The organism is Saccharicrinis sp. GN24d3 (assembly GCF_052400645.1).
GTDB lineage: Bacteria > Bacteroidota > Bacteroidia > Bacteroidales > Marinilabiliaceae > Saccharicrinis.
In genome coordinates this window covers 222560-241543 of the sequence record NZ_JBQTGI010000006.1, presented here as the reverse complement: position 1 = coordinate 241543, position 18984 = coordinate 222560, and the positions used below count along the sequence as shown (strand labels likewise).

Genomic DNA, 18984 nt, shown 5'->3' with positions numbered 1-18984 from the left:
TTGATTTAATTCAGCTTAAAATCCAGATCGTTTCTTGTAAATACCGGAATATTTTCAATGCTTACTTTCACCTGGATGGTTTGCCCCCCTTTATATGTTTTTCCAGATAAGGCATCTTTCCATTTGGAGCCTTCGGGCAGATATAACGATCTGGATGTTGCACCCGCATCGGTAACCGGGGTAACCAAGATATCAGGTCCAAACATGTATTGGTCTTCGATGGTATAACAGGTTTCATCTTTAGGGAAATCGAAGAATAGGGGTCGCATAACGGGTGTTCCTTTTTCTGAAGCAATGTCCATGTGTTTTTGGATGTAAGGGCGCAATCTCTCGCGAACATGCAGATAGTGCGTCATTATTTCCTGTGCTTTGTCTCCAAAACTCCAGACTTCATTGGGCGAGCCTGTGTGGGTAATCTGCCCTTCTAAAAGAACCCTTGGCGAATTGAAACCATGAATGCGCATTACCGGGCAAAAAGTACCATATTGGAACCAACGTAGAAGTACTTCTTTGTATTCGTCAGATTCAGGTTTTCCGTAAAAACCACCAATGTCGGTATTCCACCATGGAATTCCACACAAGCCAATGTTTAATCCTGCTTTAATCTGTCTTTTTAAAGTTGGGAAATCACCTGAAATATCGCCCGACCATAGCAAAGTGCCAAACCTCTGACTGCCAATCCATCCGCTACGGATAAGGTTAATGATTTCGGTTTGCCCACTTTCTATTTGCCCGTCGTAAATAGTCTTGGCAAAATAGTATGGGTAAAGGCACGAAACCTCTTCGCCATTGCCAAGATAGTACCTAATATTGTTGTACTCAAGCGGTTCGATCTCGGGTTCGGCTTCATCCATCCAGAACATGCGTACACCCAGGTCCCAGTAATTTTTTTTGAGTTTTGTCCAAAGGGCTTTTCGCGCTCCTGGATGCGTTACGTCAAGATAGGTAAGATCGTCGTTTGCCTGGAGAAAAAGATTTACTCCGTGTTCCGGGCGAATGGTGAAATTATTTTTTTTGAACTCGGTATAATTCTCGCTGTTTTCGGCCAATGTGGGCCACACCGATACCAGCAATTTAATCCCCAGGCTGTCCAATTCCTGAATCATGGCTTTGGGATCTGGCCACAGTTCCTCGTTAAATTTCCAGTCCCCGGTAACCGGCCAGTGGTAGAAATCGGCAACGATAACCGAAAGAGGGAGGTTGCGTTTTTTGTATTCGCGAGCCACTGAAAGCAAATCGTCCTGCGAATAATAGCGGAGCTTCGATTGCCAGAAACCCGTTGCGTACTCAGGCATCTTAGGCGATTTTCCGGTGAGGTCTGCGTAGTGGGAGACCAGATCGGAAGGGGTATCGCCGGGAAATATCACATAATCGATTTGTTTGGTGTATTCCGCAAAAAAACTGGTGTGTGTTTTGGATAATTCTGCACGGCCAACGGCTGGATTATTCCATATAAAACCATAGCCTTTACTCGAAAGTAAAAAGGGAATTGAAATCTGCGTGTTTTTTTGTGCCAGCTCCAAAACCGTTCCTTTCAGATCGAGGCAATCGTTGGGGTATTGTCCCATACCATACAGATGTTCGTCTTTTTCTGCATCGAAAGTCACTTTAGTTTTAAAATGGTCGCTTCCTTTGCTTTCCCATTGCCTTGCAAATTGAGGATGATGGTGGTGAATAGCTTCACGCAAAAGCACTTCGCCTTTGTCGTTTAAATAGGTAATTCTTCCTTTACGTGCCTGAATCTCAGCCCTGATTTTACCATTCTTAACTACCGCTTTGGATTTTTCAATGGTTATTTCAAGTTGAACATCGGGTTGAGGTAACAGGTTCCAATCTTCGTCGGTAATCCTCAGACTTTTGGAGCCTCTAAAACGCAGGGCATCCGGACCAAAAGCATCCATCCAATACAGCTCACCTTCGTCTTCCCACTGAAGGCGATTGGCAAATTTTGTAAACGGACCGGCTTTTTCCTGTGCGAAGATGTTTCCTGGTGCAATGAATAAAATCGCAATTGCTAAAGTGAGTACTATGCTTATTCTATTAGTTTTCATTTTTGCTGTTTTTTCAAGTAAAAATTAGTTTTTCAACAGAATCATTCTGATTCCAGTATCTCGTTTAACCCTAGATAGGTGAGTTTTATAATATTGGTCATTTTCTCCAAATCAATATATTCAAGCTCGTCGTTTGGATAATGGTAATGGCGGTGCAAGCCGGTAAAAAGTGAAATTATTGGGATTTGCTCTGCCGCGAAAGGCACAAAATCGCTCCCTCCCTTAGGTTGTTCGCTGGGGAAAAAGCGGATATCAAGGTTAAGGTTGTTTGCTTCGTTTTGCTTTTGAAAAATTTTCTCGAAAATGGGGTATTGCTTCGTGTATTGCATTTTCAGGTAGGCTTCTGAATCGTCTTTTATCGAAGTTCTCCCAATCATATCCATATTAATATCGAGCACTATATTCAGATCATCGGGTATGTTTTTTACAAAATATTTCGAGCCCCACAAACCTTGTTCTTCGCCTGTCCAGGCAGCAAAAAGGATGGATTTAGCCGGTTTCTTGCCGCTTTCTTTTATCGCGCGGGCCAGCGTTAACATTCCCACCGTACCCGAAGCGTTATCGTCTGCACCGTTAAAAATAAAACCGTTGTATTTTCCTACGTGGTCGTAATGGCCGCCAATAACCACCACTTCGTCGGTATTTTCCCCTTCAATATAACCAAGTACGTTTCTTGCCCTGATTACTTTTTGGTCGTGGTTGATTTTAAACTGTAAACGCGAATCCTTAAGTTCATGGCTTGTAAACTTGGCCATATCGTAGTCCGGTTTTTGCAAGGTATTCAATATCCCGCCTTCATTTTTCAGGATAGATTCAGCAAAGTTTTTGTTTAATTGAATTACAGGTATTTCCTGTTTTGTTTCCCAGTTGGGCAGGAAAATCTTTTTCAGATAAAAATCGTCCTGTGGTTGGTCGCCTTCATAAAACTCATTGTCGGAAAACATGGGCAGGTTGGAAGGGTTTGCTGCCTTGAAAACATGACCGGGATTGTATTTTATAATGGCTATGGCACCCGCTTCACGGGCATTTTCAATTTTTGTTCTTTCCAGTTTATTTGTTGAAAGACTATTGTCTTTGTTCAGCGTTCTATAGTTTCTTGATTCTTGGTCGTTAATTCCTGCAAACCCGGTTAGGATAAAAGCGATTTTTCCTTTTAATTCAACCTTTTTATAAGGATCGCATTTTAAGTCTTTGTTTTTTATTCCGTAACCAAGAAATACAATCGGCGCGTCAAATTCTAGCGATCCAATTCTACCCTGCACCTGATAATCAGCCCCTTCTGTCAGTTTTTTTATCCGGGTTGAAACTCCGTTTGATTGGGACCATCGGAGTTCGCTCTTTTTATTCCGTGTTTCGGTAATTAAGTCGAAATTCTGGAAGTAACTGCGGTAAAATTCAGGTTTCTTTCCTTGCAATCTAAACTCCCGGCTCATGCTTTTTTGCGTCATATCGCCAAGTGGTTTTATTCCATACATTTGAAAAACGCTGGCTATGTAATCTGCCGCCATATAGGCTCCCTTTGTCCCTACTTCGCGTCCCTCTGTCCAGTCGGAGGCGAGGAATTTAAGTGGCGCTTCCACCGTTTCAATGGTAATAGCCTGCAAACCTTTATCTTGTCGGTTCTGAGCCGCCAGGTTTAATACGACTGCGACGAATAAAAATGCTGTGAGTATATTCTTCATCTTTTTAGTTATTTACAATCACTTTGGCATCGGCCCAATTGCCAAAAACGCCTTTTCCAACAAATTCAAGTAGAATAAAATTGAGGCCTGAAACATCAATATCGACCTCTTGAGAGTTTCCTTTTTCCATTTGTCCGCTATCAAAAAGGACACGACCTCCAAATTTATCTTCGTTCAGTATTCTGAATTTTCCCATCTTTTCATCCGGCGAACATTCATCTAAACCAACTATCGCCTTAAAACGGTTGGCCCTTCCATCTAGTTTGTACATTTGTATCGACTTGCTTTTGCAACCCAAACCTTTGTTGTAAGTCTTACCTTCTATTTGAATCGGCTCACCCTTAAAATTTTTGTCGGCCACGGGGTGGTTAAATTCCTTCATGATATAGTATAAATCACTTAGGTAAGTAGTTCCTTTTTTTGTTACGGTATATTTTTCCGGAGAAACAGGAGTTGGACCAGGTAGTAGCTTAGCACCGATTCTTCCAACTTTAATTAAAAGGTGGCCATGTTGCCCAAGGTTACGGGCCGTAATTGAATCTTGAAAGTTTCCCAAATCTTTTTGTGCCCATAAGTCCCTGACAGGTTGATGCCCGTCAAGCCCGATTTGTTTCCAAGTAACGGTTACATCGGTTTTCCTTTTACCTTTGTTCAACAATAATACTGCTGTTGTTCCATCGGATAACGGTTTGTTGTATATTTCAATACTATCTTTTTGAAATACTTTGTAGCCTTGTTGTGCACGTGGATCCTGGTTGATGGCAATTACCTCGGGAGCCAGAAGGATATTTTTAACACTATCGGACATGACGCGTAGGTCATTGCCTGCCATTAATGGAGCGGCAAGCACCGCCCATAAGCTAAAATGAACCTTGTCTTCATCGGCATTTTTTAGGTTTCCAATTTGGAGCATATCCGGATCGTTCCAGTGGTTGGGCCCTGCAAACTGCCATAATCCGTTAAATGCGGGATGCGAAGATCCTGCTCCACCTGAAGTTTCAGCACATCGATAAACCGATTTGATAAATGGGTAAATATCCATGGATGTACGCCAAAGCTGTGCGTAGTTTTTACCTCCCCAAGCCCAGGCTCCCTGTCCGAAATCGGAGATGCTAAAAACCATCGGGCGGCCGGTGTTTTTAATGGCATCTGCGTATATAGCAAAATCTTCGGAGCTTAGCCTGCCATTTCTCGCAGCAAAACAGGCATCCATTTTAATGTAATCCACTCCCCAAGAAGCAAAGGAATTCATATCGGTTTGTTCGTGTTCGAAGCTGCCGGGAAGGTTTTGGCAAGTTAAATTGCCACGGCATTCGTAAATTCCGTATTTTAATCCTTTACTGTGAATGTAGTCGCCAATGGCTTTCATACCTCCCGGGAATTTTAAGGAATCGGCAACCAATTCGCCTTTTTCATTTCTTTCGGCAGCCATCCAGGCATCGTCCAAAACCAGGTATTCATATCCCGCGTCACGCATCCCCGAGCTTACCATAATATCGGCAATGGTTTTTATTTTGTTTTCATCAATATTTTTTTCGAAGGCATTCCAACTGTTCCAGCCCATAGGCGGTGTTGGCGCCAAAATCTCATCACTTCCGCATTTGGCTGAACGTATTTTTGAAGAAGTTTTATTCTCATACAAAAGCGCTAACACGGATTCGGCCAGCGATTCGCCAATCAAACAATATGTTTCGGCATTGCGGTTCCAGTGGTAATTTTGTTTTGCCGGTGAATCTTCAATGGAACGCCAGAAATTGCGGGTGTCCGTCACTTTTACATTCCCTTCGAATTCGGCATGGGAAGGTATAGCCATCTGGGCTTGTATCAACGAAATTTCCCTTGGGTCGTTGTCTTTGTAACTTCTCATTCCGGTGGTTGCAAGAACAAACGGGAGGTTGGGTTCTGCCAAATCACGCCGTACGTCTTTGATCAAATGTGCCAGGTTGCTTTCGTAGGCGGCATTGTGTGCTATATTTACCCGGTCGTTCCAACCCTGATGCCAGGCAAAACCTGTAATTTGGTAACCTTCTCCTGAATAATTTGGAACATATTTATGCAGGTTGTGCAGAACATCGTAAATGGTGGCCAGCATTTGCACGTAATAGTATCCGGTATCTTGAGGGGCATAGGGAATGCGTGCATAGCCCGTGTCGCTTGCTGCGCTGGGGGGACAAAAATCAACTGCGAGGCTTTTTCCTCCCCAGGTTGTTTTTATCAGCAATACATTTTCATCGTAAAAATCGCCGATAATATTGCCAAACTGAAGCTCCGGTCCAATGGTATAGTCATATGCGCCGTAACCAACGCTTAACTCGCCTGTTTTTATATTGTCGTATTTGTCGTTTGCATAAATAAATACATCATCCCTTCTTTTCCAGTTGCCTTTTTTGTCTACCAGGTGTTGGTATTTTCCAGCTTTGTCGTTTTGCACCAACCAGCTTAAGTTTCCTTTTTTTCCTTTCACCGTTTCGCCGTGCCCTTGCATGTTTGACTGACCGGCAAGGATGAAGACTTTAACCGGTTTTTGTGAGTAGGCTTTTGTACCTGTGGATAAGGCAACTATAAGTAGGCACGCTAGGAACCTGAATGGGGATATGATTTCGATGTTCATGTAGTTTATTTAAATTTAGTTGTATAAAATTGCTTCACTGCGCTTTTCAAAGAAATACCTGATGCGACTGGCCTCAACCTCCTGCATTTTTTTGCCTGAAGCGGTCATGCGTAATTCTAATGGGTGATCGGTATCGCCTAGGCAGGAGGCGGTGGAGTAATAGATTGGTATATGTAAATGCTTAATTACCCTTTTTCTTAGGTTAAGTTCTTCAGGGACTCCCGTGCCTGTAATTGAACCGTCAAGGAATGCCACCTGTTCTTTTTTGTTTCGCTGGAATTGTAGGAAACTATTTTGAAGTCTTCCTTTTGGGGTATGATGGGCGCTTGTATCGATCAATTTTACTTCAGGTTTTGTGTGGTATTTTATAAAGTCGGCGCCAATTCGTGGTGTTTCAATCGGAAAATGGTGGCCATAAAGGGTTTGTTTTCCCCGGGTACAAGGAATCACGGTGGCTATGCCGCCCAGGTTTATGTATTTGTTAATCAACACCATCGAGTTTTCTGCCACTGGCACAACAGAATCGTTTAGGCCAATCATATGCAAAACAGGAACTTTTGCTTTTGCCAAAGCTTCCAGGTTGTCTATTGGATTGTTCGCATAGTTCTTCGCCTCCTTATCCGATGCAAAACCATATTCAGTCTTTAGCTTTTCCCAATCTTTTTTTGAACCGTCACTTGCCCCAAAACCGGCTGGCCAGCTTTTAAAATCGCAAACAGGTGCCTCGGCATAAATGCAGCTTACCTTATTTGGATTTTGTTTTGCCCAGTTGTATACGAACAAGCCTCCCCGGCTTACACCTTCCAATGCAACTTTTCTGTTGAAGTTATGTGCCTTAATCAGGTATTTATAAAATCTATCCCACGATTTCATAGCTTTAGGGCTTCCAAATTGAGCGTTGGTATTTATATAGGCCAGGTGATAACCTTCTGAAACCAATATGCTGTCCATTTCGGTATGCCATCCCGGAAAGCGGGCTCTCCAAACCCATGGATTACCCTCAAGGGGTATGGCCGGCTCTATGATTCGTGCGTTTTTATTGCCAAACTCAAAATCGTACCGGTTAAAACCTTTCCATGTCGTTCTCTTCCCCGGGAATGTTTGGATAACTAGTTTTCCTTCAACACCGGTAAGTTGCTTATAGATTATTTTTGCCATTTCACCTGCTCCCTGGCCATTGGGATGAATATTGTCAGCATAGAGCTCTTTTTTTCCAACAAATGGCGTAAAGAGGTCAATCAGTTTCAAATTCTGTTCCCTGGCAATTTCCTGTATTAACGGATTGATCTTGTATTCAACGATTTCGTCGCTAATGGTCAGTCCGCTTTTTAATACGGGAACGGCCAAGCAAAGATGAATGGCTGGTTTTGATTCCAGGTTTTTAAAGGATTCCAGGAGTTTTAAATAATCAGATTTAAACTCGTCACCAAACTCCCAGTTATAGGGTTTGCTATCGTTGGTTCCCAATTTGATAATGACAATATCAGGATTAAATTCTAATGCCTGCTGATATGCCCCTGTTTTTATGTAAGGCATATTACCTTTTGAAAGCAATGTACGCCCGCTTACCCCAAAATTTCTTACCACGTAATTTTCTCCCAGCATCCTTCCCAGCTGTACGGGATATGCATCTTTTAAACGATCTTTTATTCCGTATCCAAACGTAATGCTATTACCAATGCAGGCAACTTTAATTGTTTTATTAGTCTGTGTATGACCATTTTCTGCAAACAGGAAGGTAAAGAAAATGGCAGCTATTATAATTCGTCTCATTTCAAATCAATTGTTTTCTCGGTGTATTTTGAATTTTCATCGCGAAAATTCATGAATAATCGGGCTAATTGGTGCTTCTTTCTGATCATGGTTTTTTATATTCCTTTGGGAAACGGGCATCAACATCGTCCCACCATTTTTCCAGTTTTGAGTACAGTCTTTCTCTAACTTCGGGCAATTCTTTTGAGAGATCGTGTGTTTCACCAATATCGTCCTTCAGGTTGTAAAGCTCCTGACGGTTGTCGTTAAAAAATACAATCAACTTATAATCGCCTTCGCGGATGGCACTGCTCGGACTTCCTTTTTGATTGGATCGATGCGGGTAGTGGAAATAGACGGCATCGTGAATTTTTTCCTTTTCCCCTTTAAGCAAGGGCACTAAACTTTTACCGTCAACATGTAAATCGGGGCGTAATGGTTCTCCAATCATTTCGAGAATGGTGGGGTAGAAATCCATACTGGTAATAACTTCATCCGAAACAGTTCCCGGTTTGGTTTCGCCTGGCCATTTGATAATAGCGGGCTCCCTGATTCCTCCTTCGTATAACCAGCCTTTGCCATATTTTAATGGTGCATTTGAGGTGGGTATTCCCTCTGAGGTATTTAATCCTCCGTTATCGGAAAAGAAAACGACAATCGTGTTATCGTCAATCCCTTTTTCTTTCAGTTTACTGAGCACCTTGCCCACAGCCATATCCATTGACTCAACCATGGCGGCATAGGTGGGATGATCTTGTTTAGTTCTGTAAGTAAAAGTTTTATCGCCAAAAGTTCCTTCTTTAAATTTTTCTTCGTCGGTCAGACCCAGTTGTTTTTGCTTTTTCAAGTATTTTTCAACCCTGTCTTCAGGTGCGCTAAAGGGCGCATGGACCTGGTAAAAAGAAAGGTACAAAAGAAATGAGCTATCGGCATTAACATCGATAAAATCGGCTGCTTCCTGTGCCAGGCGGTCTGTCATGTATTCTCCATCAGGTCCGTTTTCCAGGTTGGGAATGTTCCAGGGGGAAAAGTATTTGTTTTTGATATACAGGCCACCTCTAAAGTGACCCCCAACATTGATGTCGAAACCTTGTTTGTCGGGCCAGAATTTCCCCTCGCCAGCCCTGTTGTTCAAGTGCCATTTGCCCAGGAAAATATTTTTATAGCCGGCCTCTTGCATTATTTCAGGGAAGAGTACTTCTTCGAGAGGCAAATTTCTTTCGTAATCGGGGTTTCCAGGGCCTCCAATCCATTGGGTAAGATTAATACGTGCCGGATTTTTACCGGTTAATATGGAGGCACGCGTTGGCGAACATATTGGAGAAGCTGCATAAGCCTGGGTAAACCGAACACCTTCGCTCGTCAGTTTATCGATATTAGGCGTTTCGTAAAAAGTACTCCCATTGGCACCAATGTCCATCCAGCCCATATCGTCGATTAATAAAAATACTACGTTTGGTTTTTTTTCCGGATTGGAAAAAGTACATGACAACATAGTCGAAACAACTATCAATACTAATATATTTTTCATGGTTGTTGTATAATACAATTGGTTGAACTGATTTTGAATGTTTATTACTTACTAGACGAAAATTGTTGCCAAAACCCTATGTCATTTGGATAAAACAAATTATTTATTTGACTTGGGAAGGGCATTCCTCCATCCCAGGTTTAGTTGTTGAGAAAGTGCCTGTACAATTTTTTTATATTCCACAACGTTTGCCAGATTCATATTTTCCTTTGGGTCAGTCTGGTGATCGAACAGTTCCCTATTTAAAAGTTCTCCCTTTTTCTTTTCTTTTTTATTCCAGCCGTACCATTCCACATAACGATATCTGTCGGTTCGTATGGCATATCCCATTCTTTCATGTTTTCGTGTTTCCGCAGGACCAAACCTCCCCAGCAAAAATTGACTGAAAGCAGCCGATTTCCATTTTTTTTCAGGATTTTCGAGAAGCGGTACGGTGCTGCTTCCCTGAAGATGCGATGGAATATCGAAACCTGTCATTTCAATCAACGTTGGATAGATGTCTACAAATTCGGTTAGGGCATTGCTTTGCTGCCCTTTTGCTTTTACGCCAGTTCCGCTTATAATTAATGGCACATGTGTGTCGATTTCGTAATTGGTCATTTTGCACCAGCCGTTGTGTTCGCCCAGTTTCCAACCATGGTCGCCCCAAAGCACTATAATGGTGTTTTCGGTCAGGCCGAGCCTGTCCAATTCGTCGAGCAACCTGCCAATTTGAGCATCGATGTACGAAACACTGGCATAATAGCCGTGTTTAAGTTCTCTTTGGCGTTCTGTTTGCCAGGGTTTTTCGGATGGAAGAGGTAGCTCATGGCAATCGATGTATCCCTTTAGTTCCTGGTAACCGTGGTTGGCATATTCCGGGCTCCCGTCAGGTGTGAACTGGTTTTCTGCCAACGGGATTGAATCCCTGTTGTACATGTCCCAGTATTTTTTGGGGGCGTTAAAAGGCAGATGTGGCCGATAGTATCCTACCGAGAGGAAAAAGGGTTTGTCAGACTTAGCCAATTCCTGCATTCTTTCTATGGCCAGGGTGGTTTGTGCACCATCAAAATAGGCATCGTCACCCTTCGTGCCAATTTCAGTAGCTTTGGCTTTTACATACCAATGACCCAATTGGTCGATGGTCGATTTTCCGGCGGCTTTCAGTTTTTCAATCTTTTCCTGTTGAATTTTTATATTTTCTTCATTTACATAAAACGCATCCGGGTCGAATGGAAATCCTTCGATATGTGGTTTTTCTGTCCATGAAATGGTGTCGGGAAAAATATTGTGAAATGTTTTACCAAGACCAATGGTAGTGTAACCACTTTGTTTAAAAAACTGGGGCAAGGTAACAGCATCAGGGACGGCGGCGCGAAATTCGCTCTGCAAATCCCAAACCTGAATGGAATCAGGGCGCAGACCGGTAAGTAAACTGGCCCGTGAGGCACTGCAAACGGCCTGCTGACAATAGGTACGTGTAAAAGTCACACCCTGGCCTGCCAACCGGTCGATGTTGGGCGTTTTTATGTCCTTGTTTCCGTAGCATCCCAGCTCTGGCCGAAGGTCGTCGACGGGGATGAAGAGGATGTTGGGACGAGGTTTTGATGTTGTTCCCTGTTGAGAACAGCCATAACAGGCTAGCAATAATACTAATATAACAAAAATTGGATGTAGGGTATTTTGTTTTTTTATACACTTTACCATTTTTCAAACTTTTAACTTAATTCGTATAGGCTTACTGAAATTAATTATCAGGTACATGCCAATTATTAATAGTTGTATTTTCGACAATAGACATGGGGTTATTTTAAACCCGCAATATGCATTAGAAATTCTATTACACATTGAAATTATTTTAAAACAAGACATTTCGTTGCATCACTTCACCTCACCAGAACGATGCTCCCGAAAGTAATCGGGACAAGTTATGCCTTGTTTCAGTAATGCCTTGTTTTATTGTACTTGCAATGCTCATGACGAACCTCCAATGCATAATCCGGGTTAAAAGTACTCAATGACAATTTATACGATGCAAATACGCATCTATATAACAACTTGATAATATGATCATGACGAAAGCTTAACGAGCTATTATCCCAAATAATTAGTGCATCTAAGAAAACGCTCTATTTAATATATTCTCCTTGGTGATTACCCCGAACCCCTAAAGGGGAATTAGCTCTCTACGGGGAGTTCTGGTTCTCCCTTTAGAGCCTGTCCCGAACTCGTATTCGGGAGAGTTAGAGGGTTTTTAAAAGAGAATTGTTGCCTTTTCTTATAGCCACTAATTATATATAAAGGAAACAGGTGAGCTAACTACTGACCTGTTTCCTCACATATTATTTAGTTAAATTATTATTCCACACCTGTTCTTTTGTCCCACCACACCTGTGTTCCGTAAAAGATATCTTCTTCCTCAACATCGTACGGGAAATTAATATTTAGTGATTTCTCTTCATCGGCATACGCTAACCTGAAAGGTGGCCTGTTGTGGGCGGATGCATATTCTGCCGATACTCCTGTAAGAAGCGGAACATCGGTTCGCCTTACTTCTGACCAGGCTTCAACACTTTGCTTAAATAAAGCAACGTATTTTTGCAGGGCAATCTTTTCAAGATTAGAAGTGGTTCCTCCGTCCCAGATCACTTCAGGCTCAGCCAAAAATGTGGCTATTTGGGACGGTTCAATCTGCCCACTTTCCATACATGAATAGGTAATGCCCATTTCATAAGCCACTTTAGCATCACCGGTAGCAAGGTCGCGTTCATACGCTTCGGCCAGACCGAAATATACTTCGGCACAGTTCATGTAAGGCACAAAGCCTGCAGGATCGTTCATAAACCAATCTCCAATATGTGATCTGTTCGCATTGTTATTCATGGTGTCGGAAGCTTGAAAAGGTCCCATGCGGTGACCACTATAAACGCCATAGTCATTTTTATCGGCATAAACAGGAAGGCGCGGATCGTTGTTGTCCTGCAAGGCGTCAATAATAGGTTGTTGCAGCCTCCAGCCGGTTTTTTCAGCGTCGCCGCTTGTACCCATTGATTCGTACCAAATTTCCTGGTCAGGGGCAATCCCGGGAAACCACCAATAAGCATTATCGCTATTCTCAGTCATAATAGGATATTTGGTTGAATTGTTTAAAATATCCTGGATAGTAGCTGAAGCTGTTGCAGCATCGGCTGACGACATACGAATCGCAACTCTAAGGCGTAAAGAGTTACAAAACTTTTTCCAAAGCATAACATCTCCATTCAATATAAAATCACCTTCACCAATGTTCTCGCCATTTTCGTCAAACATATCGGCGGCAGTTTTTAATTCCGACAAAATTGTGTTGTAAACCAGTTCCTGCGAATCGTATACTGGATAAGTTATTCCTTCTCCTAATTTAAAAGCCTGTGAGTATGGAATATCACCCCACATGTCAGTTGTCTTCTGTGCATTGTATGCTTTAAAAGTAAGTGCGGCTGCGTAGAGGTTATCGTTTCCTTCCTCTTTTGCTAGTCTCATGGCGTCAACAGCGCGAGTCATTATATTATACATGCTGGTCCACATGCTATTGTTAATACCAACTCTGTATTCGTAGTCATCGGAACCTATGTATCCACAATACGTACCTGTGTAGTAGCAGCTCAGTCTGGTTCCGAACAATGTGCCTGCAGATAATGTCATTGAAGAACCAAGAACATTAGTTCCCGGTACAACAGTGGCCGCATTGGGGTTCGTATTCAACTCATCAAATTCGCTAGTGCATGATGCCATTGCAAGCAAAGCGCCAACCGAAAGAAATAATAATGCTTTAAATATCTTTTTCATAATCGAAACTTTTTTTAATTACAAAATTCTTATAAACTGATTTTTAGCTTAAATCCAAGGTTGCGGGTAGTTGGAATATTAAAGTTCTCAAAACCAACACCGGCTTCTCCTCCGCCAAAACCAATTTCCGGATCAATACCCAAATCAGCTGTGCTTTTATCTCTGTATAGAATCGCTAGGTTTCTGCCAACAAATGAGATGTTAATTTTTTGAATCCAGCCTATGTTGTCGAAATGGAAATCATATCCTACCACAAGCTCGCGAAATTTCACATAGGTTCCGTCAAGTATCGAATATTCATGGTTATTCCACATCCACGAGCCCAGGTAATAATCCTGTGCTGATACGCGAATGTCGTTTTTTGTACCATCTTCAAAAACACCATCAACAATCAAACCGGTTTCCCTTACATTATTTTTAGTGGTTACTTCATATGCTCCGGTTGGATAAGAGTGCCAGGCGGTGGTGCTAAACATATCGCCCCCAACTTTGGCATCAATTAAAAAGCTCAGGTTAACGTTCTTATATCTAAATGAGTTTTTTATACCTCCTGTCCAGTCCGGCGTTACCGTACCTAGTTTCTCACCAACATTGGTTGTTTTGGGAAGCCCTCTCGCATCTACAACGGTATTTCCCTCATTATCTTTAACAAATGGTAACCCCCATAAAACACCCCATTCTTCTCCGGGTATACCCAGCGATTTCACACCTCCAAACCCGGCAGAAATAACATACGATTCAAGGTCGCCATATAATGAATTAACCATGCTCTTATTTTTTGCCCAGTTAATTGTTGCATCCCAATTTAATCCAGACTTGCTGTCTAGGATTTTGCCAAACACCATTAATTCAACACCTTTATTTTCAATCTCGCCTGCATTTAACAGCATGGAGCTGTAGCCTGTTGTACCGGATGTGGCGACAGACAATATTTGGTTTACTGTTGTTTGGTTATAATAAGTAAAATCTAAAGATATGCGATCTTTTATAAATCTTAAATCAGCACCAATTTCATAAGATTGCGTTTCCTCAGGTTTTAATCCAACAGGAGGCATAGTGCTGGAAGCCGTAAATGTTGAGATTGAATTGAAAGAATTAGCAGAATAAACCCTGTCCAATTTATAAGGATCGGTGTCACCACCAACTTTTGCCCAACTCCCCCTTAACTTGGCATACGATAAAACATCAGATTCGATTTGAAATGCGTCGGTTACACTTAGGCCAAGGCTTACCGATGGATAAAAATAGGACCTGCTTTCAGAAGGCAATGTCGAACTCCAGTCGTTACGGCCGGTTATCCCTAGAAAAATAAAATCTTTATACGATGCATTGGCTGCAAAATATGCACTGTGTGTTTCATATTCGCGTGTGTACATACTTACTGTTGGATTACCATTCACGTTGGAGATGGTATACAGGTCGGGGACGGTAAGGTCAGCTGCACTCATATACGTGTTCTTGTAAAAGTCGTTCCTGTAATTTGCGCCTAATAGCCCATCGATACGGAAATCGCCAAAAGTCTTGTCGAAATTAAGGATGAAATCGGCGTTAATTTCTTTGTTAAAAATTTGGGTTTCGTTGAATTGCCCGCCTCTTCCCAAACGTATATTCCGGAAAGTTCCCGATTGGGTAATGTTTTTACGGTATTCATTATAGAAATCAATTCCTGCCCGTCCTGTAGCGGATAACCAGTCGCTAATATCATAGGAAGTACTTATGTTACCAAACATTCTATCCCTGGTGAAGCCATGGGTGTTTCTGAGCGAATAAAAAGGATTATCGCCATTAAACATGTAATCGTCATTCCCTTTTTCGTAAAATAAATCTTTCGCGTATTGTGTATCGTAATCTCTTTGCAACCACCCAAAAATGTCGGCGTACATGTAACCATTATTTGGTACGTTATCACTTTCCTTTCTTAAATAGGTAACATTGGCAACTGCAGTTAACTTTTTAGTTGGAGTTAGGGTTACATTTGAGGAGATAGTATTCTGCTTTTGATCCGTATAGTCAACAATACCTTTCGAGTCCAGATTCGTGATCGTAATTCTTCCCGATGCTTTTTCTCCGTTTGAAGTAACGGTAAGGCTGTTCTCGATATTATGACCGGTATTGAACCATTCCTTTACGTTATTCGGACGTGATACCCATGGGCTGTCCGCTCCTGTAGACCATTGGTCGAGATTAAGTCCGGCATCTAATCTTGGCCCCCAGTTAATGGGGTGATTATCGTTCACTCCGCCACCGGCGCCATCAACATAATTATATCCAAACTGTTTTGCGTATTCATTATAAGTTAATGATGTACCGTTTTCTTCGTTATATTTATTGTAAAGATATTCGCTACCGTCTCTACCTCCTCCGTATTCGTTCTGAAGTTTTGGGAAATAGGCCGGTTGGTTGAAAATTACTGAAGAGTTAAATTCAACCCCAATATTTTTGCCTCCTTTACCTCCTTTTTTGGTGGTGATAATAATAACTCCGTTCGTGGCGCGACTGCCATAAAGGGCGGCTGCATTTGCACCCTTTAGCACTGTCATAGACTCAATGGTATTAGGATCGATATCAGAGGCTGTATTACCCCAGTCGGTACCACCATTTCCCCGAAGGTTGGGTGAAGAGTTATCTATTGGAGTGCCATCGACCACAAAAAGTGGTTGATTGCCAGAAAATGAAGCATTACCTCTTATCACAATTCTTGAAGAGGAACCAATGGTGCTACCCCCACTTGTAACCTGAACACCTGCTACTTTACCCGAAAGGGAATTAACAATATTAGGATCGTTTGCCTGATTTAAATCGTCCGACGAAAGTTCCTGAACAGCATAACCAAGCGTTTTTTTCTCCCTGGTAACACCAAGAGCGGTCACAATTACTTCGTCAAGGCCGATATTTTCCGGCACCATCGAAAAATTGTAAACATCCGATGACGAAATGGGAACTTCAATAGTTGTCATGCCTAAAAATGAAGCAACCAGTGTCTTAGCATTTTCAGGCACTTCCAGGCTAAAATTCCCATGAGTATCGGTGATGACACCAATACTGGTTCCTTTTACCGAAATGGTTACGGCAACAAGCTTTTCTCCGGTCTTCCCCGAAGTCACGGTCCCGCTTATGCTTCGGGTTTGCGCGTATGCACTTAGCATTACGATGGAGAGCAAGCAAATTAGAAATAATTGTTTTTTCATCTTCAAAGAATTTAAGTTTAAAAATATGATGGCTAAATATTTGTTAAAATGAGGATTTTATAAGTTCAATCATATCTTCTTTTGTTGCAACGCGCGGATTGCCTTCGTAATCGGGCAATACCATACATTGATCCGCCAGTTTTTCAATTTCATTTTCAGGCATATTAACATCACGCAGTTTTTTGTTCAATTGAATTTGTTTCAGAAACCTACAAATTTCGTTTTGAGATTGAGCAGCCGCTCCTTTATCGGTTACAGCATTTAATTCAGGATTTAATATCCGGGCTAATTTTGAAAATTGAGGTATTGCTGCTTCCCAGGTAAACTCAACGAAGGCCGGATAAACAATGGCCAGGGCTTCGCCATGTGCAACTTGTGGATACATGCCTCCAATGGCCATTCCCATTCCATGGGGTAGGGTAACTCCGGCATTGGCAATACAAAGCCCGGCAAGGGTATCGGCCCAGGCCATTTTTTCACGCGCTTTTATATCTTTTAAATCGGCTAGTAATTTGGGTAAGTTTTTTACCACAATTGCAATGGCTTCCCATGCCAGCAAATCGACATATGCTCCCGTACCCGGATTGATTGTGCTTTCGAATGCATGACACAATACATCGAAACCGGTTGTGGCGGTTACAAAAGCGGGAACGGTTAACATCAGTTCTGGATCGATAATACACACCTCCGGGTATAAAATATTATTGTACAGGGCCGATTTGTCGCGTTCCTGTGTATTTGTAACCACTGCCACCTGGGTAACCTGAGAACCGGTACCCGAAGTGGTTGAAACGGCAATAACCGGCAATAATTTTTCGGGATCGGGTTGTGGCGATTTATAAAAGAGGTAATCCCAACAAGAACCTTCATGTGTTGCGGCTACCGATATCGCTTTAGCTGAATCCATGCTGGAGCCGCCCCCCAACCCAACAACTACCTCGGCGCCAAAATTGCGGGCTATCTCGGCACCTGCAGTTATCGATTCGATAGTTGGATTTGGAATAACCCCGTCGTAGTGGGCCACTTCAACACCGCCATCCCTCAATATCTTTTTTACCCTGGTGTATTGTTCCTCGAAAGCGGGATTAGTTGTAGCTGTGGTGACCAATAAAACTTTGTTTCCGTATTTTTTTACCGTTTCGGCAAGTTCGTTAATTCGTCCTATCCCGAAGCGTATTTCCGTAGACTGATGGTAATTAAAGTTTTTCATTATAATAATATTTCATATACAATTAAAATTGATTGTTTTTAACAGCACCGTGTAGGATGCGTCCAATATTCCGGACGCATTTCATGCGTAAATATTAAAGGTCAATGATCACCTTCATCGTTTCTCCTTCTTTTTGTTCAATGTATTTGTATGCATTCGCATATTCTTCAAAAGGAAAGTGTTTAGAAATCAGAGGTTCTGTTATGATTTTTCCTTCCGCAATCATTTGTACTGCCACTTCATAATCTTCGTGGCGATACATCATAGAACCGGAAAGATTCAACTCGTGTTCGCCAACATAATACATGTTTACGGTTGGATTTTTGGCGTATACACCCAGAATTACCACATCTCCACCCTTTTCTACGTTGGCAATTAGGACATCCAATGAAGATTGCACGCCGGCAGCTTCAAGGCCAACCTGAAAACCTTCATTGCCAAAGATTGATTTAATCCCTTCTTCAAAAGGTGTTTCCGATACGTTCAGTGTTGCTTCAATACCACATTCCTTTGCTTTTTGCAACTTATAATTGTTGATGTCGGTGATAAGGACCTTTTTTGCACCGCGTGCCATCGCAAACTGTGCTACCAGGTTACCGATTGTGCCGGCACCGGAAACAACCACATTCTTTCCTTTGATTTCTGCAACACGGCTGGTGGAGTGAGCACCAACGGCAGCGGGTTCAACCATGGCTCCCTGCTCAAAAGTTAACGAATCGGGAAGGACAACCACCCGATCTTCGGGAACAATAAAATAGTCCTGGGCAACTCCCGGAGCTTGGAACCCCTGAACCTTCAGGTTCTGGCAGGCATTGTATTGCCCCCTTTTGCAAGGGCCACATACTCCGCACACCAGCTGGGGGCGTGCCGTGGCTTTCATCCCGGGTTTTACCTTAGATACTTGCTTGCCAACGACCTCCACGGTGGCCGAATATTCGTGCCCTTGAATAACAGGGTAGGGCGTTGCGGGGTGTTCGCCATGATAGACATGTATGTCGCTTCCGCAAACTCCGATTTTTTCTATTTTCAAAAGCACTTCATTCGGTTTAATCTCCTTTGGAGCAGAAGTGTTTTTGAATTCGATCACTCCCGGCGATGTCATTATAGCTTGTCTCATTACTGTTTTTTTTAGAAAAATTCCGAGGGGAATGATAC

10 protein-coding genes are annotated in these 18984 nt (G+C 42.3%); all 10 read right to left on the bottom strand.

What is annotated here, in order from left to right; translation table 11 throughout:
• Nucleotides 1-5 precede the first annotated feature (5 nt).
• Nucleotides 6-2051, bottom strand: coding sequence for a glycoside hydrolase family 31 protein (locus ACT29I_RS09425; protein WP_444793280.1), 2046 nt, complete (start codon nt 2049-2051; stop codon nt 6-8).
• A gap of 41 nt (nt 2052-2092) precedes the next feature.
• Nucleotides 2093-3733, bottom strand: coding sequence for a M20/M25/M40 family metallo-hydrolase (locus ACT29I_RS09420; RefSeq protein ID WP_444793279.1), 1641 nt, complete (start codon nt 3731-3733; stop codon nt 2093-2095).
• A gap of 4 nt (nt 3734-3737) precedes the next feature.
• Nucleotides 3738-6344, bottom strand: a complete 2607-nt coding sequence (locus tag ACT29I_RS09415; RefSeq protein WP_444793278.1) for a sialate O-acetylesterase — start codon at nt 6342-6344, stop codon at nt 3738-3740.
• Between the two features lie 15 nt (nt 6345-6359).
• Nucleotides 6360-8117, bottom strand: a complete 1758-nt coding sequence (locus tag ACT29I_RS09410) for a GDSL-type esterase/lipase family protein (protein ID WP_444793277.1) — start codon at nt 8115-8117, stop codon at nt 6360-6362.
• An 85-nt stretch (nt 8118-8202) separates the two neighbouring features.
• Nucleotides 8203-9627 carry a sulfatase gene (locus ACT29I_RS09405; protein WP_444793276.1) on the bottom strand — a complete coding sequence of 475 codons (1425 nt, stop codon included), beginning with the start codon at nt 9625-9627 and terminating at the stop codon, nt 8203-8205.
• 99 nt (nt 9628-9726) lie between these two features.
• Nucleotides 9727-11313, bottom strand: a complete 1587-nt coding sequence (locus tag ACT29I_RS09400; protein ID WP_444793275.1) for a sulfatase — start codon at nt 11311-11313, stop codon at nt 9727-9729.
• Nucleotides 11314-11964: 651 nt separating this feature from the next.
• A complete protein-coding gene (locus ACT29I_RS09395; RefSeq protein WP_444793274.1) occupies nt 11965-13431 on the bottom strand; it encodes a SusD/RagB family nutrient-binding outer membrane lipoprotein in 1467 nt (488 codons plus the stop codon).
• Nucleotides 13432-13460: 29 nt separating this feature from the next.
• On the bottom strand, nt 13461-16619 hold the full coding sequence (locus ACT29I_RS09390) for a SusC/RagA family TonB-linked outer membrane protein (protein ID WP_444793273.1): 3159 nt from the start codon (nt 16617-16619) through the stop codon (nt 13461-13463).
• 43 nt (nt 16620-16662) lie between these two features.
• Nucleotides 16663-17829 carry an iron-containing alcohol dehydrogenase gene (locus tag ACT29I_RS09385; RefSeq protein ID WP_444793272.1) on the bottom strand — a complete coding sequence of 389 codons (1167 nt, stop codon included), beginning with the start codon at nt 17827-17829 and terminating at the stop codon, nt 16663-16665.
• Nucleotides 17830-17923: 94 nt separating this feature from the next.
• Nucleotides 17924-18946, bottom strand: coding sequence for a zinc-dependent alcohol dehydrogenase (locus ACT29I_RS09380; protein ID WP_444793271.1), 1023 nt, complete (start codon nt 18944-18946; stop codon nt 17924-17926).
• Nucleotides 18947-18984: the final 38 nt, after the last annotated feature.